Origin of the sequence: Streptomyces sp. NPDC087859 (assembly GCF_044742595.1) — a bacterium.
Classification (GTDB): domain Bacteria; phylum Actinomycetota; class Actinomycetes; order Streptomycetales; family Streptomycetaceae; genus Streptomyces; species Streptomyces canus_F.
Window position 1 is genome coordinate 68,657 of record NZ_JBIUUU010000029.1, and the last position, 18,762, is coordinate 87,418.

The window sequence follows — 18,762 nt, forward strand, 5'->3', positions numbered from 1 at the left end:
ACATCCACCACTGAGGTCCGGCGAAGGCCTCGGGCGCAAGGTGTCCGAGGCCGGCCAGGTACAGGGAGCACCCATGGAGCCCGGCCAACGCCAGCGCGAGTGTGTCCTCGGGGAACTGGCCGTGGCCCCGGCCGCTGCTTGCCCGCGCAGCGGTCCGAATTTTCTGTCCTGATATTCACGGCGGCACGAGACCCCGGCCGTTGCCATGACAGGCCGGGGTCCCACGGTGCACTTCCTTGACCGGAAAGCCCAACGAGCACGAGACGGCCGTGGTCACGCTGTGGGGCCGCAGCCTGAGGGAGCAAGCCGCCCCGACCGGAGTGGCGGAGCAACACAGCGGGTCCGCGTCGACGGCGTGCGACGCGGGCCCCAGGGCCCTGCCTGACAGTCCGGTACGGATGCTGGTGACCGTGGGGTGGGTCAAGGGCCGCTGGTCATAGCCTGGTTGGTGGCGTATGGCGGCACGGTTCGGGGGACGACGGATGGCGGGTGCGGGGGCGTCTGACGGTACGTCGGATCTGCGGTGGTTCGTCAGTCATGCTGGTGCGGATCGTGTGTGGGCGGAATGGGTCGGCTGGCAGTTGATCGATGCCGGGGATGAGATCGAGCTGGATTAATGGGACTGGGGTACCGGCGATGTCATGGTTCGCCGCCCCAGGGCCCTGTCCGTCCGTCGACCCCGGCAGGCGTCCGAAGGGCGCGAACTTGGTCCCGAGCACGTCCTCTCCGCAAGTTCCGCTCCCGGCCTCACGGGATGATCCCGATGACCTCGCAGTCTTTGTCGCCGCCTCCGCCTGACGGCTTCCACCCGGACCTGACCGGTGGTCCGAGCGGTCCGCTGTCCGAGGCGCGCACGCGGGTGCATCACGTCCGTGCCGATGACCTGGACGGCGGCACCGCGCAGACCGACGGTATGCGTCGCTTCGCCGCGATCGGCGGTGTCAGGGTGGGTTCGGAGGGGATGTGGATGGGGCAGACCGCAGTCGCGCCCGCGACCGTCTCGGCCGACCATCACCACGGTGACTCCGAGACCACCATCTACGTCGTGAGCGGCCACCCAGAGTTCGTCTTCCTCGCTGATCCCGGTCCCGATCTCGCTGAGCGCGGGGCGGGGCCCGAAGCAGTGCGGTTGTGCACCGGGCCGGGCGACTACGTCTTCGTACCGCCTTTCGTGCCGCACCGTGAGGAGATCCCGGACCCGGACGAAGTGGCCGTTGTCGTGATCGCCCGCAGTACGCAGGAGGCTGTGGTCGTCAACCTGCCGGGGCTGTACGTGCTCCGGTCCGGCCAGCAGTGACCGCCCGTCCGGCTTATTCCGCGTCGGCGATGACCGAGCCCACCCGCTCGGCCAGGCCGGGGTCGCGGCGGACCAGGAGGGTTGCGTAGCCGACGGCTGCGAGCAGGGTGGCCAGGGCCGCGTACGGGAACCAGCTGTACGGGGCGGGCTGGCCGGGCTTGGCGAGGTAGTAGAGCGGGACCAGGATGGCGAGGGCGCCGATCGCGGGCAGTACGAGGTGGCGGACGGTCCGGAACTCCTGGGGGCGGTATCTGCGGTAGTACAGCGGCAGCGCGATGTTGGACGCGAGATAGACCAGCAGGATCAGAATGGCGCCCAGGCTCGACGACTCCGTGAAGAAGACCACCGGGTTCATCGAACCGCCCTCGGACCCGAGCAGATGGCCCAGGCCCCAGCCTGCGATGATCAGCAGCGCGGTGACGGCGAAGGTGACGATCGCGTTGTTCGGCGTACGGCGGATGGGGTGGACGTAGCCGAAGAAGGACGGCAGCAGTCCCTCGCGTCCGGCGTTGAACACCAGGCGGGCCTGGGAGTTGATGCCCGCGATCAGTACGCCCAGGGTGGAGGTCAGGCCGCCGACGTAGGCGAGGATCGCCAGCGCGCCGAGCGTGTGGTGGGCGACGTCGATGAAGGGGATCGGGGAGGCGCCGAGCCGCTCCACGTCGTAGCCGAAGCCGGTCACCGTGGCGTAGGAGAAGAGGATGTAGCTGACCGTCATGATCGCCACCGACGAGAACACGGCGCGGCCGACGTTGCGCCGTGGGTTCTCCGTCTCCTCGGCGAGTGCGGCCGAGTTCTCCCAGCCGATGAACAGGTACACCGCGAGCGGGAAGCCGGCCGCCAGCCCTTTGAGGCCGTGGGTGAGGTGGTCGGGCTGGAACGGGGTGACGGAGAGGTCGCCGCGGTGCTCGATGAGCGTGGCGACCGACACCACGACGAGCACCAGCATCTCCACGCCGAAGAAGTAGCCGGCCCACTTGGTGGAGACCACGATCCCGCGCAGCATCAGGACCACCGACAGCCCGGTCAGCAGCAGCGTCCAGATGATCCACGGCAGGTCCACGCCCGTGTAGTGGTACAGGGTGATCTGGACGAAGCCGCCCGAGATCGCGATCACCGAGGCCATCGCGATGATGTAGCCGAGTCCGGCCAGCAGGGCCGTGGTCACCGCGCTGACCGGTCCGAAGGTCTTGCCGACGAAGGTGGTGAAGCTGCCCGCCGAGGGGTGCGCCCGGGAGAACTCGGCCAGTGTGTTGCCGAGCAGCGCGACCGCGACCCCCGACGCCAGGATGGTCAGCGGTGATGCGACCCCCGCGGTGGTGGCCAGGAAGGCGAAGCCGAAGAAGAAGCTCATTGCCGGGCCGACGTTGGCCATTGTGGCGGCGGCGATGTCCGCCATGCCGAGGACGCCGCCGCGCAGCCGCTGGGGCGCGCCGGCGACGGGGCCCGACGTCGACGACGGGCCGACGGCTCCGGGGTCCGGCATGGCGACAGCTCCTTCTGCGGGGTGGCGACACGGGGGAGGGGGAGGAGGGATCAGTTCAGGCCGGCTTGGCGGTGTGCCTTCACCGCGTGTACCGCCGGGTCCATCGCGCCTCGGGTGAGTTCGTCGAGCAGGTCGGCGTGGCAGCGGTTGCGCGCTCGTACGACCGTGGGGTCCGGCGTGGGCCCCAGCAGGCACTGCCGTCCCAGCAGGTCGGCGGCGAACTCACGGATCCCGGCGCCGCCGAGGGCCTCCGCGAGGCCGAGGTGGAAGCGGGTCTCCAGCTCCACCAGCCGGGCCGGATCCTCGACCAGGTCCATCTCCTCGACCAGTGCCCGCAGTCCGTCGAGCCGCCCGTCCGGGACCTCTCCGGTGCTGTGGGCCACGAGACCGCATTCGAGGAGCAGATGGAAGGATTCCAACGCGGCCGCCTCGTCGGCGTCGTGCAGCACGGCGACGACCGCCTCCCAGTCGGCGGCGACGAAGGTGCCGCCCGCCCGGCCCCGACGGCGGTCGAGCAGGCCGTCCTGGCACATGGCCTCCAGCGCGCGGCGCACGGTGATTTCACTGATCCCCAGTTCCTCGGCGAGGACGCCCGCGTCCGGTAGCCGGTCTCCCGGCGCCGCGGACCTCAGGCGGACCCGCAGAGCGATCCTGGACCGGACGAGCTCCGCTCCCGTGGGGCCCCGGCCTGCCAGGACGCGGGTGTCCCACGCCCCGCCGGCCGGCGCGGACCGCGCGGGCACCGGCTGGTTGTAGGGACCGAACTTGCCCGCTGCATTCACCACGACGCCACCCTAACGGCCAGCCGAGCGCGGGTAGGGCCCACGGCGACGACATCCGCACGGAGGGTTCTCGCGGGCATGCCGCAGTGTGGTGCATGGGGGCTCCCCAGGGGACCGGAAGGCGCCGTGCGCGCTGCTCGAAAAATAGAGCAAGGTGAACAGTTAAACAAGTCTTGTTCTTTTAGATCGTACTGAACTAATTTCCAGACTCCCTGGTCCGCCCTCCCTCCCATGGATGTCGAGATGACCGCTACCGTCCCCAAAAGCCCTCCCACCGAACCCGAGTCCGGCCTCCAGGCCGGGCTCAAGAACCGCCATCTGTCGATGATCGCGATCGGCGGTGTCATCGGCGCCGGCCTGTTCGTCGGCTCCGGTTCCGGCATCGCCGCCGCCGGCCCCGGCATCCTGATCTCGTACGCCCTCGTCGGCGTCCTGGTCGTCCTCGTGATGCGCATGCTCGGCGAGATGGCCGCTGCCAACCCCACGTCCGGCTCGTTCTCCGCCTACGCCGACCGTGCGCTGGGCCGGTGGGCCGGGTTCACGATCGGCTGGCTGTACTGGTTCTTCTGGGTCGTGGTGCTCGCCGTCGAGGCGACCGCCGGGGCCAAGATCCTGGCCGGCTGGATACCGGCCGTCCCGCAGTGGGGCTGGGCCCTGATCGTCATGATCGTCCTCACCGCCACCAACCTGGCCTCGGTCAGCTCCTACGGCGAGTTCGAGTTCTGGTTCGCCGGCATCAAGGTCGTCGCGATCGCCGCGTTCATCGTGATCGGCGGACTCGCCATCTTCGGCGTGCTGCCCGGCTCGGACCACCCGGCGTCCGGCTTCACCAACCTCACCGCGCACGGCGGATTCCTGCCCAACGGTCCAGGGGCGATCCTCACCGGCGTCCTGATGGTCGTCTTCTCCTTCATGGGCAGTGAGATCGTCACGCTGGCGGCGGGCGAGACGGCGAACCCCCGGGCCGCCGTCACCAAGGCCACCAACAGCGTGATCTGGCGGATCGCGGTGTTCTACCTGGGCTCGATCCTGATCGTGGTCGCGCTGGTGCGCTGGGACGACCCGGCGATCCTCAAGGACGGCTCGTACGTCGCCGCCCTCAGCTCCGTCGGCATCCCGCACGCCGCCCAGATCATGAACGCCATCGTGCTGACCTCGGTGCTGTCCTGTCTCAACTCCGGTCTGTACACGGCCTCGCGCATGGCCTTCTCCCTCGGCCGCCGCAGCGACGCCCCGGCCGCGTTCGGCCGGACCACGGACCGAGGCGTCCCGCGCTCGGCCATCCTCGCCTCGGTGGTCTTCGGCTTCGTCGCGGTCGCGTTCAACTACCTGTGGCCGGACACCGTCTTCCAGTTCCTGCTCAACGCCTCCGGCGCGATCGCCCTGTTCGTCTGGCTGGTGATCTGCTTCTCCCAGCTGCGGATGCGCAAGATCATCCAGCAGGAGTCCCCGGAGAAGCTGGTCGTCCGGATGTGGCTCTACCCCTACCTGACCTGGGCCACCATCGCGCTCATCACCTTCGTCCTGGGCTACATGCTCACCGACACGGCCGACGGCGGCGGCCGCGACCAGGTCGTCCTGTCCACCCTGGTGGCCGTGGGCGTGGTGGTCTTCGCCGTGGTGCGCCAGCGCCGGGCCGCCCGGAAGGGGACGCTCACCTCGGACCGCGCCAAGGTGTCCTAGCGCCCTAGCAGGACGAAGCACCGCTTCCGCCCCGATCCCCCTCGGTGGTGGCATGAGCCTCCCCAGCCCATGCCACCACCGAGGCGTCGCTTCTGCGGAGGGCGGTGCCGGCCGAACGCGCCGAGCGGCTGCGTCCTGGAACAGCAGGCCGCAAGCTGTATCGAGGTGCATGTTGCCGAGCGTCATGGAGAGCTGGTTGCCGGTGTAGTCCGGCCGGCGCAGGCGGCTTCTACGGCCATCCCGACCACATCCAGGCCCGCCGCATCACGATGGCGGCGCTGGAGATGACCGGGCTGACACCGAAGGTGTACTGGACCACGATGCCCCGCTCGATGATGCAGCGATTCGGGGAGGCGATGCGCGAGTCGGGGGCGGACTGACAGGAGCCGGATCCCGCCGAGGCCGCGCGCTGGCCGAGATCGGCCTTCCCGACGAGGAGATCACCACCTGGGTGGACACCACGGCGTTCGGTGGTGAGAAGTTCGACGCGCTGGCCGCGCACGCCAGCCAGGGCGAGAACGTCTTCTTCCTATTCGTCGCCCAGGCGCCGGGCGGACTTCGGCCGCCTGCGGCGGGCGTTGTATGCCGAGACCGAAAGGCCCAGCTCCCGGCAGACCGGCTCGACCCCGACGTCGTCGCGAAGGTGGTTGATCACCGCGTCGGCCTCGTGCGGGGCTGGTCGAGCTCCTTCGCGAAAAACACCGAGGCGGCTTTCAGGATCTCGTTCGCCCGCCTCAACTCGGCTTTTTCCTTGCGGAGTTGGGCGAGTTCACTCTTCTCGGCCGTGCTGAGCAAGTCGGGCCGGCCGCCCTGGTCGGCCTCGGCCTGACGGATCCATTGCCGCAGGGCTTCCTTGTGGATGCCCAGATCCCGGGCCACGTGCGCGACCGGACGACCCGAGGTTTGAACCTCGCGGATCGCTCACTCACACAGTTCGTCGGCGTACTTCCGTGGTGCAGGCATCGGACCTTTGTTCTTCCATCCGCCGAGGCGATCATGCCTGGCTTCAGGGCCGCTATAAAAATCCGGGTCAGCTCAAACCGGCTGGAGAAGGCCTTGGTGGACCAGGACTTCAAGGACGAAGTCCTCATCCATGGCGCGTTGTTGGACATCGACGTCGAAGTCGTCCGCCGCAACCCCGAAGACCAGGGCAAAGGCTTTGTCCCGCAGCCCAAGCGGTGGATAGTGGAGCAGGTCAACGGAACGTTGATGCTGCACCGCCGCCTGGCCCGCGAGTACGACCACCGCCCCGACACCTCCACCTCGCATGTCTACTGGGCCTCCATTGCGAACATGGCCCGCCGTCTCACCACACCGAGTCCGGCGTGGCGCGACGCCCTCGAGTTGGCCGCCTGAACATCACCGAGCTCCTGGTCGGCCTCCAGGCCCAGCACGAAGAGACCGCCATTCGGGCCGGTGAACTACGTGACCAGAACGCGCACTTGACCGCCACCCTGACCGAGACCGACGCGCGACGCGTTGACCTGGCCACCACTCGAAAGGTCATCGCAGAACTCGCACCGCCCCAAGACGAACCCGAACCTCCCGAGGCGAACACCGCTTACCAGGCCATCGTGAACGCCTTTAACGTCCACTAAGAAGTCAAGTTCGGAGCCGTGATTCCTTATGTAGCCTGTCGATCTATTCGAACGCACTGAGGGGCTGAGGGTGGACAGGGAACACCAGCAAGTTGGCATCCAACTCCCCGAGGGGTCCTGGTGGGACTGGGACGTCATCGCCTGGAACGCTGGTCAGTTCCGTCTGGCGGCCGGACATGACCTCACCTACCACCATGGCTTGGAGCTGGTTTTCGGCGATCCCGCCTTCGTCAGTTGTCCGGCGACGTTTCACGATCCGGTATTCCGCATGCCGACGAACGAGGAGCTGATGCGAATCGCTCGTCAGCTTGGTGAGGAACCGCCGGTTCTCGTCGCGTTCGAAGCGGACGCGGGCGGTCGGGAGCCCGTCTCCTGCCTCATCGCCGCAGAGCGGGTCGAGGTCGTGCACGAGACCGTGCTGAGGTACTGGCGGGACGACGCAGCCCCTGGTCAGCGCTTTGCTTCGTGGGTGCGGCCTCCGATCTAGCCAGCGAGGCGAACTGAGCGGCCACCTCAGGCGCGGCGAGAGCGGTCGGGAAGGCGGTGTGTTCGTCGAACAGAGTGTGGTGCTGGAGGCAGCGGTAGAGCTGGCCGAGCATGCGGTTAAGGGGTTGCGCTGTGCGGCGGCGTGCCAGGCTCCGTCGTCGTCGCGCCGTCGCCGGTAGTAGGTCTTGGCGCCGAGCGAGGCGGTGATGGCGGAGAAGGCCCAGAGGTAGTCGGCTGCGTTGAGGCGGTCGCTTTTGACCCACCGGCGGGTGATGGGCGAGGCGCAGGGCGCGGCTCCACTTCGATGGCCAGCCCCACCGGAACCGGCTGAGCCCGGACCATCACGCGCGTTTCGGGGGCGGAGAAGCGGCATCCGTTCTCGATCAGCTCGGCCAACAGATGGGACAGGTCTGGCCCGACCTGCGGGGCAGCCTGATCGCGGTGCCGGTCTGGCCCGTCACCAGGTCGACCCTCGGGTAGGCGACCACCTCCGAGACCGCGCCGCGCAGCACCACCGACACCGACGCTTGCCGCCTGGTGGCGCGCTGCGACTGGCCTGCCAGCCGCCCGTGCTTTCCACCTGCCGCAGTGTCCTGGTGTTGGACTACGCGCTCTGGTTCACGACCAAAGCAAAACCCTCCAGAACCCCATTCAAGTCCCCTTCCGCCGCTGTAGTGCCCGGCTCGTACAGCTTCACCGGCTCTAGCAGCGTGTAGCTCTGGTTCACCGGCGGGAAACTGCGCAGGTTCGTCTGCAGGCTCGCGGCGACTTCCTGCGGCACGATCACTTCATTCCCGTCCAGTCCGATCGCGTCCGCGTCCAGCCCCTGAGCTTCGGCAGCTTTCGTGAATACCTCCGCGACCTCCTCTGCCGACTGGCCTTCCGCTGGGATGATGTGGATCTCGTCGCTCACTTGGACTCCGTCTTCCGGGTCGATGGTGCAGGGCCGTCCGGCATGCTGCCCGGGCCGGTGATGCCATAGGCGTGGACCCGCCCAGAGAGGCCGCGAGTTCACCCGCACGGGGCCACCACACCGAGCGGCGCCGCTCAGAGGTTCTGTGTGTCCTGCAGCCGGAGTCTGTGGGCCACAACAGCCCGCGCGCAGTATCCGCACACCCGAGCGTCATTAAACCCACCGGCATTCACAGGCCAGGCCCGCGGCCCGGCGGGCGGCGCGGGCCTGTTCGCCGGCCGTGCAGGCGTAGATGGGTGTGGCGCGCGGCGAGGCCCGCTGCGGGCCTTCTCCCGGGGCGTACCCGTGCGGTGTGGGGAATTCGCCCAGCTCCCACCCGGCCGATGTGGGGTCTGCGTCCGGGTGCCCCGGGGTCGCAGGGCCTGTTGTGACTTCTCCCACCTGCTCTTGCCGGGGCGAGGAACGCTTACCTACGTTCGGTCGCATGTCCCCCCATGACCGCGCCCTTCCCGGCGAACCGGACGAACCCGCTGCAGCGAGCAGGCCTGCGGCGGACCGACCTGGCGCCCTCCCCTCGGTCGACCTGGACGTCGACCTGAGCTCACACGAACTGCTCCGGCGCGCTCATGTCCTGGACGCTCTCGGCCCCGACTGGGACCCCGTCGCCGCACTACGCGGCGAGGAAGCGGCGTATGAGCTGCTCTATTCCGGCCTCAGCGCGGAGCAGCAGCGCGTCTACGACGAACTGGTCTCGGCCGGTGTGCTTCCGCGGGGAGGGGGCGGCCATGCTTCCGCTTGACCCACAGGCCGACGTCGGGCGTCGCGCCTGGGTGACCTGCCCGAGCTGCGACGACCGTCGCGGGTGCGCCACCTGCGAGCAAGGGCGCACCTGCTCCGAGCACTGGCGCTACCTGCTCTCCAACGTCGGCAGCCTGCTCCACCTGCAGTGCCGGTCGTGCACCCACATCTGGACACACGAGACCCACTTCGGTGCCACCCGATCCGCGTGGGAGCGCATTACCAGCGGCCTGCGAAGACGGTGATCATTTACAACGGCTGACTCAGTTGAGCCGGGTCGTCGGTGCCGCCGCGGGCTGTGGCCGGTAACGCCGGACGGCGGATCGGCGCCCGCTTTCGGATGACCTCACGGTCTGTCGTCGGGGACGGCGGACAGCCTTGGCCGAGGATCGCGGTCGGCAGCCATCGCTGCCTGCCGTTCGTCCGCCCGGAGGCAGCCGTGCACATCCTGCTCCTAGCCAGCGCGTTCAACAGCCTGACGCAGCGTGCCCACGCCGAACTGCGGGACCGTGGCCACACCGTGGCGGTGGAACTGGCCCTGCCCGGCAGCCCGTTGCCGGAAGCCGTGCGACAGCATGCGCCACAGCTCATCGTGGCGCCGATGCTGAAGACGGCGATTCCCGAGGAGGTGTGGACGGCGCACACGTGTCTCGTCGTCCATCCGGGGCCCGTGGGCGACCGCGGACCGTCCTCCCTGGACTGGGCGATTCACGAGGGCGCCGACGAGTGGGGCGTCACCGTCCTGCAGGCCGATGGGGAGATGGACGCCGGTGACGTGTGGGCCTCCGTACCGTGCCGGGTCCCTCAGGTTCCCAAGAGCGAGCTGTACCGGGGCGAGATCGCCGACGCGGCGCTCGAGGCCGTCATGCTCGCGGTGGAACGCTTCGCCTCGGGAACCCACGTACCGCGCAAGCAGGACGCGGCATGCACGGCCGACGCTCGCCTGCGCGTCCGTCCGTACCTCGACCAGAGCGTACGGCGGATCGATTGGGCCGAGGACTCCACGCAGGACGTCCTGCGCAAGCTGAGAGCGGCGGACTCGCAGCCCGGTGTGCTGGACGTGCTGCTCGGCGGTGAGTGGTATCTGCACGGCGGTCATCCCGAGAGTGTGTTGCGCGGCCGCCCGGGCGAGCTGCTGGCCACCCGGGCCGGAGCGGTCTGCCGGGCCACCAGGGACGGCGCCGTGTGGATCCCCGAGCTGCGGCCCCGGCGCGTGCCCGGGCAGCCGCCCACGTACAAACTGCCTGCCGTGCGAGCACTGGGCGACCTGCTGCCGCCCCTGCCCGATCATGCCCTGCCCGTGCTGCCCGAGGTGAGGCACCGTACCTGGACGGACATCCGCTACCGGGAGGACGGGGACGTCGGGTTCCTCTCGTTCTCCTTCCCCGGCGGCGCCATGAGCACGGAGCAGTGCCGGCGTCTGCTGGACGCCTACCGGGAAGCGTGCGAGCGGCCCACGTCCGTCCTGGTGCTGGGCGGCGAACGGGACTTCTTCTCCAACGGGATCCACCTGAACGTCATCGAGGCCGCGGACGACCCGGCTGCCGAGTCCTGGTCGAACATCAACGCCATCGACGATCTGGTCGAGACGGTCCTGACGACGACGGACCGGCTGGTGGTCGCCGCGGTCGCGGGCAACGCCGCGGCGGGCGGGGTGATGCTCGCCCTGGCGGCCGACGAGGTGTGGTGCCGCTCAGGCGCCGTGCTGAACCCCCACTACCGCCTGATGGGCCTGTACGGCTCGGAGTACTGGACGCACACCCTGCCGCGCAGGGTGGGTCCGGCGACGGCCGAACGGCTCATGCGTGAGGCCCTCCCGGTGAGCTCGGCGGCCGCCCTGCGCCTCGGCCTCGTCGACCGGGTGGTCGACTGCGCTCCGCGGGCGTTCGCGGGGGAGGTCGACGGCCTGGCGGCCCGGCTGGCGTCACTGTCGGCGACGGCGTCAAGGATCTCCGCGAAGAAGTCGGAGCTGGACCGGCTGGAGAGCATGACCCCGCTGGCCGGCTTCCGTGAGCGGGAGCTGGCGCGGATGCGCCGGACCTTCGACGACCCGGATGCCCCGTACCACGCGCTGCGTCGTTCCTTCGTCCACAAGGAGCGGCCGGCGTGCACCCCGCCGCACCTCGGTCCCGCCCGGGTCGCGCAAACCGGTCCGACCCCCTCCACCGCGGATGTCACCGGAATGGCCCTGCATGGCGTCTCGTCGCGGCCGAACGGTTGATACGAAGAGAAGCGATGGTCGAAATCTGGGCTTTCATTCCTTACCTCCCCAGGAGGCGGTCCCATGACTGAGGCGACGCCGGACACGGTCGGCGCTGCGGACGCGAGCGGTGCGCCCGCCGACGAGACACCCACGATCCACATTCTCTGGATCAACGCGGGCCTGAGCTGCGACGGTGACTCGGTCGCGCTGACGGCGGCCATGCAGCCCAGCATCGAGGAGATCGTGCTCGGTGTGCTGCCGGGTCTTCCGAAGATCGCCGTCCACTGGCCGCTCATCGACTTCGAGTGCGGTCCGGTCGGCGGCTCGGACACGTTCATCGAGTGGTTCTTCAAGGGGGAGCGGGGCGAGATCGACCCGTTCGTCCTGGTCGTCGAGGGCTCCATCCCTAACGAGGCGATCAAACCCGAGGGCTATTGGTGCGGATTCGGCGACAACCCGGAGACCGGCCAGCCGATCACCACCAGCGAGTGGATCGACCGGCTCGCCCCGAAGGCATTGGCGGTCGTCGCCATCGGCACCTGCGCCACCTACGGCGGCATCCACGCCATGGCAGGCAATCCGACCGGCGCGATGGGCGTGCCCGACTATCTCGGCTGGGACTGGAAGTCCCATGCCGGCATCCCCATCGTGTGCGTCCCCGGCTGTCCGATCCAGCCCGACAACTTCTCCGAGACGCTCACCTATCTGCTCTACCAGGCGGCCGGCGCCGCCCCGATGATCCCGCTGGACGACAAGCTGCGCCCGACCTGGTTGTTCGGGGCCACCGTGCACGAGGGCTGCGACCGCGCGGGCTACTACGAGCAGGGTGAGTTCGCCCTGTCGTACGACTCGCCGAAGTGCCTGGTCAAGCTCGGCTGCTGGGGTCCGGTCGTCAAGTGCAACGTGCCCAAGCGCGGCTGGATGAACGGGATCGGCGGCTGCCCCAACGTCGGCGGCATCTGCATCGCCTGCACCATGCCCGGGTTCCCCGACAAGTTCATGCCGTTCATGGACGAGCCGCCCGGCGCCAAGCTCTCCAGCACGGCCAGCGGCGCCTATGGAGCCGTGGTCCGCAAGCTGCGCTCGATCACGGCGAAGACGGTGGACAAGGAGCCCAAGTGGCGCCGCACCGGAGAGAAGATCACCACCGGCTACCGGCCCCCGTGGTGAGCATCCGCCGCGAGTGACGCGGTAATCCGCTCCCCGCTTCGTGCACCCCCCACACGAACCTCCCGCGCAACGAAGGGCACGGCACACAGATGGCACCGACGACGAAGGCGGCCGGCGACGGCAGCGGCCTGGTGGAGATGGCCTGGGACCCGATCACGCGGATCGTGGGCAGCCTGGGCATCCACACCAAGATCGACTTCAAGCAGAAGCGGGTCGCGGAGTGCTACAGCACGTCGTCGGTCTTCCGCGGCTACAGCGTCTTCATGCGCGGCAAGGACCCGCGCGACGCCCACTTCATCACCAGCCGCATCTGCGGCATCTGCGGCGACAACCACGCCACCTGCTCGGTGTACGCGCAGAACATGGCGTACGGCGTGAAGCCCCCGCACCTCGGTGAGTGGATCATCAACCTCGGCGAGTCCGCGGAGTACATGTTCGACCACAACATCTTCCAGGAGAACCTGGTCGGGGTCGACTACTGCGAGAAGATGGTCAAGGAGACCAACCCCGGCGTCCTCGAACTCGCCGAGCGCACCGAGGCCCCGCACGCCGCAGAGCACGGCTACCGCACGATCGCCGACATCATGCGCTCGCTCAACCCCCTGGAGGGCGAGTTCTACCGCGAGGCCCTCCAGGTCAGCCGCTACACGCGCGAGATGTTCTGCCTGATGGAGGGTCGCCATGTGCACCCCTCCACGCTCTACCCGGGCGGCGTCGGAACCATCGCCTCCGTGCAGCTCTTCACGGACTACCTCAGCCGGCTGATGCGCTACGTGGAGTTCATGAAGCGCGTCGTGCCCCTCCACGACGACCTGTTCGACTTCTTCTACGAGGCGCTGCCCGGGTATGAGGAAGTCGGCCGCCGACGTGTCCTGCTCGGCTGCTGGGGCGCGCTCAACGACCCCGAGTACTGCGACTTCACCTACGCCAACATGACGGACTGGGGCCGGCGCATGTTCGTCACGCCCGGCATCATCGTCGACGGCAAGCTCGTCACCAACGATCTCACCGAGATCAACCTCGGCATCCGCATCCTGCTGGGCAGCTCCTACTACGAGGACTGGCAGGGACAGGAGCAGTTCGTCACCCATGACCCGCTCGGGAACCCGGTGGACCCGCGTCACCCGTGGAACCAGCACACCATCCCCACCCCGCAGAAGCGGAACTTCGACGACAAGTACAGCTGGGTCATGTCCCCGCGCTGGTTCGACGGCAAGGACCACCTCGCCCTGGACACCGGCGGCGGCCCCATCGCCCGCCTGTGGTCGACCGCCCTGTCCGGTCTCGTCGACATCGGGTACGTCAAGGCCACCGGCCAGAGCGTGGTCATCAACCTGCCCCGCACCATGACCAAGCCGGAGACCACCTTCGAGTGGAAGATCCCGAAGTGGTCCAACGCGCTGGAGCGCAACCGCGCCCGCACGTACTTCCAGGCGTACTCCGCCGCCGTCGCCCTGCACTTCGCGGAGAAGGGACTGGCAGAGGTCCGCGCCGGACGCACCCAGACCTGGGAGAAGTTCGAGGTTCCGGACGAGAGCATCGGCGTCGGCTTCACCGAGGCGGTCCGCGGTGTCCTCTCCCACCACATGGTGATCCGGGACGGCAAGATCGCCAACTACCACCCGTACCCGCCGACCCCCTGGAACGCCAGCGTCCGGGACACCTACGGCACACCCGGCCCGTACGAGGACGCCGTGCAGAACACGCCCATCTTCGAGGAGAACACCCCGGAGAACTTCAAGGGCATCGACATCATGCGCGCCGTCCGCAGCTTCGACCCCTGTCTGCCCTGTGGCGTGCACATGTACGTCGGGGGCGGCAAGACGGTGAAGTCCATGCACGTGCCCACCGGCCTGAGCGGACTGGGCGGATGAGCGCGGTCAGCTCCACGGAGCAGACCGGGCGCCGTGTCGAGGAGGTGCTCGACCGGCTGGCCGCGAGCGGCGACCCGGCCGCCGCCGCGGCGGCGGAGGAACTCGTCCGGTCCCTCATGGACTTCTACGGTGCCGGCCTCGCCCGCATCCTCCAGCTGCTGTCCGGTGCTCCCGGCGAAGCAGCGGCACGCCTCCTGGGCGACGACCTGGTCGCGAGCCTGCTCGTCCTGCACGACCTGCACCCCGAGGACCGCGACACCCGCATCGCCCGCGCCCTCGACGGTGTTCGGGAACACACCCTGGAGGTGGTGGGCTTCGACGACGAGAGCGGCACCCTGACGCTGCGGTCCCGGGAGCCCGGCGGCTGCGGTTGCGGCTCCGGCACGGGTGCCCGGGAGGCCGCGGAGGCAGCGCTCGCCTGCTTCGCGCCGGAGGTCCGGGCCGTCGACGTACAGACCGCACCCGCCGGGCCCACGCTCCTGCAGATCAGCACGGCACCGACGGGGGCTCGATGACGGCGTCCCCGGAAACGCGCACGCCCGGTCTGCGGAGGTTCCTCACCGAGCGACCTCCGCAGACCGAACGGTGCGAGCTGTGCGCCGTGGCGGTGGAGGCGGGCCACCGTCATCTCGTCGACACCGACAAACGCGCCCTTGTCTGCGCCTGCGCCCCGTGCGCGCTGCTGATGGAGCAGCCGGGCGCCGCCGCGGGCCGCTTCCGTACGGTCCCGGCCCGCTACCTCACCGATCCCGGACACCGCCTCGACGAGAGCGCGTGGGAGGCGCTGCAGATCCCGGTCGGCGTCGCCTTCCTCTTCCGTAACGCGGCGCTCGACCGGCTGGTCGCCCTCTACCCGAGCCCGGCCGGAGCCACCGAGAGCGAACTCGAACCGGCCACGTGGACAGATGTCCTCGGTGGCAGCCGGCTCACCGAACTGCTCGAACCCGACGTGGAGGCGTTGCTGCTGCGCCGCACCGACGGCCGCTTCGAGTGCCACCTCGTACCGATCGACATCTGCTACGAACTCGTCGGCCGTATGCGCCTGTTGTGGCAGGGATTCGACGGTGGAGCCGAGGCCCGCGCCGCGCTGGACGCGTTCTTCGCGGACGTCGCGCGACGCGTCCGGCCCCTGGGAGAGGTGGGGCACCCGTGACCGAATTCTCCTTCGCCTGCACCGGCGTCCGCGCCGACCGGTACGCCGCTGGGCCGACCCTCGTCTTCCGGCTGCGCGTCACCGCCGCAGACAACGCGCGCGTGCACGCCCTCGCGTTGCGCTGCCAGATCCGCATCGAACCCGCCCGCCGCGGCTACGAGCCCGCCGAGGCCGACGGCCTCGCGGACCTCTTCGGCGAGCGCTCACGCTGGGGCAGCACGCTCCAGCCGGTGCAGTTCGCCCAGGTCTCGGTCATGGTCCCGAGCTTCACCGGAGAGATCGAGACCGACCTCGTCGTGCCCTGCACTTACGACATGGAGATCGCCGCCACCCGCTACCTCACCGCCCTCACCGACGGCGAGGTCCCCCTGCTGATGCTCTTCTCCGGTACGGCGTTCACCGGAACCGGCGGCTTCCAGGTGGAGCCCGTCCCGTGGGACCGCGAGGCAGCCTTCCGGATGCCCGTCACCGCCTGGCGGGAGATGGTCGAGCAGCACTTCCCCGGCTGCGGCTGGATCCGGCTGCCCCGCGACACCATGGACGCCCTCCTCGCCTACCGCTCCCGGCACGCCCTGCCCTCCTGGGAGGCGACCGTCGCGGCGCTGCTGGAGGGGGCCGACCCGCCCGCGCACGACCCCCTGCGCGCCCTCACCGCCACCACCGGAAGGACCGATCCGTGACCGTGACCGCGTTCGCCCCCGAGACCGAGGAGCGCCTCGCTCTCGCCCGACAGGTGGCCGACGCCGTCCTCTTCGAGGGCTATGTGCTCTACCCGTACCGCGCCTCGGCGGCCAAGAACCGGCTGCGCTGGCAGTTCGGTGTGCTCGTGCCGCCCGGCTGGGGCACCGAGTGCGAGGAAAACGACTTCCAGCACACCGAATGCCTGATGGAACCGAAGGCGGGGGCGACCCTCTCGGCCGAGGTGCGGTTCCTGCACGCCCGAAGGCGCACGGTGCAGCGGGCCCGTCCGGACGGCGGCTTCGACACGGTGCCCGAACTCCGCCTCGACGACCGGGTGTTGGTGCCCTGGGACGAGGGAAGCGAGGAGCGCGTCGCGGTGGTCGCGCCGATTGAGGAGCTCCTCGGTGACGGCGTCACACATCCCTTCCGGCTCCCTGCCCGCGAGGACACCGAGCCGGTCCTGGACGAGGTCGGCCGAACCGTCGGCCGACTGGTCCGGCGCTGCGAGGAGATCAGCGGGACCGTACGGCTCTCCGCCCGCGAACTCGACGGCCCCTACCGGGTGTTGCGGCTGACCGCCGTCGTCGAGAACACCAGCGACTGGACAGCGCCCGAGGGCCGCGGCGCGGACCGGGAGGCGGCGCTGCCGCACTCCCTGGTCGCCAGCCACCTCCTCATGGCCCTCAGCGCCGGATCATTCCTGTCGATGACCGATCCCCCCGAGTGGGCGAAGGGCGCGGTCGCTGCCTGCCGCAACCTGCACACCTGGCCCGTACTCGCGGGCGAGGCCGGCCGCGCCGACCTCGTGCTGTCCTCGCCGATCATCCTGGAGGACCATCCGGCCATCGCGCCGGAAAGCCCCGGCGCGCTCTACGACGCCCTCGAGATCGACGAGATCCTCGCCCTGCGCACCGCGGCCCTCACCGAGGAGGAGAAACGCGAAGCCCGGGGTACGGACGAGCGGGCGGCCGCCGTGATCGAGCTGGCCGACTCGATGCCGCCCGAGGTTCTGGAACGTCTGCACGGGGCGGTGCGGAGCCTGCGTGAGGTGACCGGGCCCGGCCCCGCCGCTCCGGACGACGGCTTCCCCGACGAATACGGGGTGATGCGGCCGGACACCCCCTGGTGGGACCCCGCGAGCGAGGCGGGCTTCGACCCGGCGCAGGACCGTGTGCTCGTCGACGGCCGGTCGGTGGGCCAGGGCAGCCGCGTCGAACTGCACCCGGGCCTGCGGCGCACCGACGCGCAGGACATCTTCCTGCAGGGCCGCGCCGCGAAGGTCGAGGCGGTGCTGCACGACGTGGACGGCGGGGTGCACCTGGCGGTCACCGTGGAGGGCGACCCGGGCGCCGACGTCCGCCGCGAGCAGGGACGGTTCCTGTACTTCCAGCCCGACGAGGTCACACCGCTGGAGGACGACGTATGAACCATCTCCCACCGCCAGGTCCAAGGACTCTCGTGGCGGGCATCGGCAACGTCTTCCTCGGAGACGACGGCTTCGGGGTGGAGACCGCACGCCGACTCGCCGAGCGCGACCTGCCCGGACACATCGAGGTCGTGGACATCGGAGTGCGCGGGGTGCACCTCGCCTATCAGCTGCTGGACGGCTACGACACCCTCGTTCTCGTGGACGCCACGGCACGCGGCGAAGCCCCCGGCACGCTGTACGTGATCGAGCACGACGTCGGCGGAGGGAGCCCTTCACCCGCCGCCCCCGCGCTGGACGGCCACCGGATGACCCCCGACACCGTCCTGGCCCTGCTGGGCACCCTGTGCGCCGGGACCGGCGGCGAGCCACCACGCCGCGTCCTGGTCGTGGGATGCGAACCAGCCTCGGTGGACGAGGGCATCGGTCTCAGCCCGCCGGTGTCCGACGCCGTACCGGAGGCCGTCCGGCTGATCGAAAAGCTGCTGAGGCACGGGGAGCCGGGAGAGTCCGCGCCGCGGGCCACGGCCGGTGGGATCTCGACACGAGGAGAGACGGGATGAAGAAGATCGTCATCGGAGGAGCGGCCCTCGCCGCCCTGGTCGCCGTCTTCGCCGAGGTGCTTCCCGACCTCCGGCGCTACCTGCGCATCCGACGGATGTGACACGTGGGAGCCAGCGGTGCGCCGTGAGGTTGCGTCGAACGGTGTATCTGCCGGCCGGTGACGGCGTGCCGGGCCGCTCGACCAGGCGGCGCCCGCCTCTAATGAAGCCCGGCGGGGGGCCATCTTCGGAAGGACGGAGACCCATGCACGAGATGTCCGTCGCGCTGGCCGTCGTCGACCAGGTGGAAGAGGCCGCCGCGCGGGCCAAAGGCGTCACGGCGGTGCGATCGGTACGGCTCCAGGTGGGCGAGCTGGCCGGCGTCGTACCCGATGCACTCGCCTTCTCCTTCGAACTGGCCTGCGCCGGAACCCTGCTGGAAGGCGCCGAACTGATCACCGAAGCGGTGCCGGGGCGGGCCCGCTGCACACCCTGCTCACACGAATGGGCCGTCGGCATGCCACCCCGGCTGACCTGCCCCGCGTGCGGCGGTACGCAGACTGACCTGCTCGCGGGCCGGGAACTGCAGATCGTCGACGTGCACTGGGAGGACGGCCTCGGCCCCCCGCACGCGCCCGCCCGCGAACCGATCTCCGAGGAGCGCTGAACC

General features: G+C 69.6%; 20 protein-coding genes and 2 pseudogenes. 18 read left to right on the forward strand and 4 right to left on the reverse strand.

Annotation, left to right across the window (positions count from 1 at the left end; translation table 11 throughout):
- The first annotated feature begins 236 nt into the window (after positions 1-236).
- The gene (locus ACIOHP_RS45760) at positions 237-440 is read left to right on the forward strand and encodes a hypothetical protein (RefSeq protein WP_401897146.1); all 204 of its coding nucleotides are present in this window, start codon (positions 237-239) and stop codon (positions 438-440) included.
- A gap of 323 nt (positions 441-763) precedes the next feature.
- Positions 764-1,297 carry a cupin gene (locus ACIOHP_RS45765; RefSeq protein WP_401897149.1) on the forward strand — a complete coding sequence of 178 codons (534 nt, stop codon included), beginning with the start codon at positions 764-766 and terminating at the stop codon, positions 1,295-1,297.
- A 13-nt stretch (positions 1,298-1,310) separates the two neighbouring features.
- Here the strand turns inward: ACIOHP_RS45765 and ACIOHP_RS45770 are convergent, their stop codons facing one another.
- Together ACIOHP_RS45770 and ACIOHP_RS45775 are read right to left on the reverse strand one after the other, a co-directional pair.
- Positions 1,311-2,783, reverse strand: coding sequence for an APC family permease (locus ACIOHP_RS45770; protein WP_401897151.1), 1,473 nt, complete (start codon positions 2,781-2,783; stop codon positions 1,311-1,313).
- A 50-nt stretch (positions 2,784-2,833) separates the two neighbouring features.
- Complete coding sequence (locus tag ACIOHP_RS45775; protein ID WP_401897152.1) at positions 2,834-3,568, reverse strand: FadR/GntR family transcriptional regulator; 735 nt, start codon at positions 3,566-3,568, stop codon at positions 2,834-2,836.
- Positions 3,569-3,808: 240 nt separating this feature from the next.
- Here ACIOHP_RS45775 and ACIOHP_RS45780 point away from each other — a divergent pair, with 240 nt between their 5' ends.
- Both ACIOHP_RS45780 and ACIOHP_RS45785 read left to right on the forward strand, forming a co-directional pair.
- A complete protein-coding gene (locus tag ACIOHP_RS45780; protein WP_401897155.1) occupies positions 3,809-5,248 on the forward strand; it encodes an amino acid permease in 1,440 nt (479 codons plus the stop codon).
- Positions 5,249-5,472: 224 nt separating this feature from the next.
- Positions 5,473-5,780 (forward strand): annotated as a pseudogene (locus tag ACIOHP_RS45785) (GlcNAc-PI de-N-acetylase); the annotation flags it as partial.
- Between the two features lie 119 nt (positions 5,781-5,899).
- Here the strand turns inward: ACIOHP_RS45785 and ACIOHP_RS45790 are convergent.
- The gene (locus ACIOHP_RS45790; RefSeq protein ID WP_401897156.1) at positions 5,900-6,127 is read right to left on the reverse strand and encodes a transposase; all 228 of its coding nucleotides are present in this window, start codon (positions 6,125-6,127) and stop codon (positions 5,900-5,902) included.
- A 162-nt stretch (positions 6,128-6,289) separates the two neighbouring features.
- On the opposite strand from ACIOHP_RS45790, the pseudogene ACIOHP_RS45795 reads away from it, so the two are divergent.
- Positions 6,290-6,604 (forward strand): annotated as a pseudogene (locus ACIOHP_RS45795) (IS5/IS1182 family transposase); the annotation flags it as partial.
- Between the two features lie 312 nt (positions 6,605-6,916).
- A complete protein-coding gene (locus tag ACIOHP_RS45800) occupies positions 6,917-7,333 on the forward strand; it encodes a hypothetical protein (RefSeq protein WP_401897158.1) in 417 nt (138 codons plus the stop codon).
- Between the two features lie 603 nt (positions 7,334-7,936).
- Here ACIOHP_RS45800 and ACIOHP_RS45805 read toward each other — a convergent pair.
- Complete coding sequence (locus tag ACIOHP_RS45805; RefSeq protein ID WP_401897159.1) at positions 7,937-8,245, reverse strand: hypothetical protein; 309 nt, start codon at positions 8,243-8,245, stop codon at positions 7,937-7,939.
- 484 nt (positions 8,246-8,729) lie between these two features.
- On the opposite strand from ACIOHP_RS45805, the gene ACIOHP_RS45810 reads away from it, so the two are divergent.
- The 12 genes from ACIOHP_RS45810 to hypA all read left to right on the forward strand — a co-directional run bounded on the left by ACIOHP_RS45810 (position 8,730) and on the right by hypA (position 18,759).
- The gene (locus ACIOHP_RS45810) at positions 8,730-9,044 is read left to right on the forward strand and encodes a DUF6400 family protein (protein WP_401897161.1); all 315 of its coding nucleotides are present in this window, start codon (positions 8,730-8,732) and stop codon (positions 9,042-9,044) included.
- Positions 9,031-9,288, forward strand: coding sequence for a hypothetical protein (locus tag ACIOHP_RS45815; RefSeq protein WP_361560505.1), 258 nt, complete (start codon positions 9,031-9,033; stop codon positions 9,286-9,288). Before ACIOHP_RS45810 ends, ACIOHP_RS45815 begins: the two co-directional genes overlap by 14 nt.
- A 194-nt stretch (positions 9,289-9,482) precedes the next feature.
- Positions 9,483-11,264, forward strand: a complete 1,782-nt coding sequence (locus ACIOHP_RS45820) for an enoyl-CoA hydratase-related protein (RefSeq protein ID WP_401897212.1) — start codon at positions 9,483-9,485, stop codon at positions 11,262-11,264.
- Between the two features lie 63 nt (positions 11,265-11,327).
- Positions 11,328-12,416 (forward strand): hydrogenase expression protein HypE, encoded by a 1,089-nt coding sequence (locus ACIOHP_RS45825; RefSeq protein ID WP_401897163.1) that lies wholly within the window; start codon positions 11,328-11,330, stop codon positions 12,414-12,416.
- Between the two features lie 89 nt (positions 12,417-12,505).
- Positions 12,506-14,290, forward strand: a complete 1,785-nt coding sequence (locus ACIOHP_RS45830; protein WP_057610712.1) for a nickel-dependent hydrogenase large subunit — start codon at positions 12,506-12,508, stop codon at positions 14,288-14,290.
- Complete coding sequence (locus ACIOHP_RS45835) at positions 14,287-14,805, forward strand: hypothetical protein (protein ID WP_401897166.1); 519 nt, start codon at positions 14,287-14,289, stop codon at positions 14,803-14,805. The genes ACIOHP_RS45830 and ACIOHP_RS45835 overlap by 4 nt, the downstream gene beginning before the upstream one ends.
- A complete protein-coding gene (locus ACIOHP_RS45840; protein ID WP_361495982.1) occupies positions 14,802-15,443 on the forward strand; it encodes a DUF5947 family protein in 642 nt (213 codons plus the stop codon). The genes ACIOHP_RS45835 and ACIOHP_RS45840 overlap by 4 nt, the downstream gene beginning before the upstream one ends.
- Entirely contained in the window at positions 15,440-16,123 is a 684-nt protein-coding gene (locus ACIOHP_RS45845; RefSeq protein ID WP_361560517.1) for a DUF6084 family protein, read from the forward strand. The genes ACIOHP_RS45840 and ACIOHP_RS45845 overlap by 4 nt, the downstream gene beginning before the upstream one ends.
- The gene (locus ACIOHP_RS45850) at positions 16,120-17,550 is read left to right on the forward strand and encodes a hypothetical protein (RefSeq protein WP_401897169.1); all 1,431 of its coding nucleotides are present in this window, start codon (positions 16,120-16,122) and stop codon (positions 17,548-17,550) included. The genes ACIOHP_RS45845 and ACIOHP_RS45850 overlap by 4 nt, the downstream gene beginning before the upstream one ends.
- Positions 17,547-18,113 (forward strand): hydrogenase maturation protease, encoded by a 567-nt coding sequence (locus ACIOHP_RS45855; protein WP_401897171.1) that lies wholly within the window; start codon positions 17,547-17,549, stop codon positions 18,111-18,113. Before ACIOHP_RS45850 ends, ACIOHP_RS45855 begins: the two co-directional genes overlap by 4 nt.
- Complete coding sequence (locus ACIOHP_RS45860; protein WP_388842187.1) at positions 18,110-18,214, forward strand: DUF6893 family small protein; 105 nt, start codon at positions 18,110-18,112, stop codon at positions 18,212-18,214. Before ACIOHP_RS45855 ends, ACIOHP_RS45860 begins: the two co-directional genes overlap by 4 nt.
- Positions 18,215-18,357: 143 nt before the next feature.
- Positions 18,358-18,759 (forward strand): hydrogenase maturation nickel metallochaperone HypA, encoded by a 402-nt coding sequence (gene hypA / locus ACIOHP_RS45865; RefSeq protein ID WP_361560526.1) that lies wholly within the window; start codon positions 18,358-18,360, stop codon positions 18,757-18,759.
- The last annotated feature ends 3 nt before the right edge of the window (positions 18,760-18,762 follow it).

Excerpts from the sequence above, each read along its gene's own strand:
- ACIOHP_RS45860 (WP_388842187.1), top strand. The coding sequence starts at position 18,110 with ATGAAGAAGATCGTCATCGGAGGAGCGGCCCTCGCCGCCCTGGTCGCC.
- ACIOHP_RS45765 (WP_401897149.1), top strand. The coding sequence starts at position 764 with ATGACCTCGCAGTCTTTGTCGCCGCCTCCGCCTGACGGCTTCCACCCG.
- ACIOHP_RS45815 (WP_361560505.1), top strand. The coding sequence starts at position 9,031 with ATGCTTCCGCTTGACCCACAGGCCGACGTCGGGCGTCGCGCCTGGGTG.
- ACIOHP_RS45825 (WP_401897163.1), top strand. The coding sequence starts at position 11,328 with ATGACTGAGGCGACGCCGGACACGGTCGGCGCTGCGGACGCGAGCGGT.
- ACIOHP_RS45855 (WP_401897171.1), top strand. The coding sequence starts at position 17,547 with ATGAACCATCTCCCACCGCCAGGTCCAAGGACTCTCGTGGCGGGCATC.
- ACIOHP_RS45780 (WP_401897155.1), top strand. The coding sequence starts at position 3,809 with ATGACCGCTACCGTCCCCAAAAGCCCTCCCACCGAACCCGAGTCCGGC.
- hypA (WP_361560526.1), top strand. The coding sequence starts at position 18,358 with ATGCACGAGATGTCCGTCGCGCTGGCCGTCGTCGACCAGGTGGAAGAG.
- ACIOHP_RS45810 (WP_401897161.1), top strand. The coding sequence starts at position 8,730 with ATGTCCCCCCATGACCGCGCCCTTCCCGGCGAACCGGACGAACCCGCT.
- ACIOHP_RS45830 (WP_057610712.1), top strand. The coding sequence starts at position 12,506 with ATGGCACCGACGACGAAGGCGGCCGGCGACGGCAGCGGCCTGGTGGAG.
- ACIOHP_RS45835 (WP_401897166.1), top strand. The coding sequence starts at position 14,287 with ATGAGCGCGGTCAGCTCCACGGAGCAGACCGGGCGCCGTGTCGAGGAG.
- ACIOHP_RS45840 (WP_361495982.1), top strand. The coding sequence starts at position 14,802 with ATGACGGCGTCCCCGGAAACGCGCACGCCCGGTCTGCGGAGGTTCCTC.
- ACIOHP_RS45770 (WP_401897151.1), bottom strand. The coding sequence starts at position 2,783 with ATGCCGGACCCCGGAGCCGTCGGCCCGTCGTCGACGTCGGGCCCCGTC.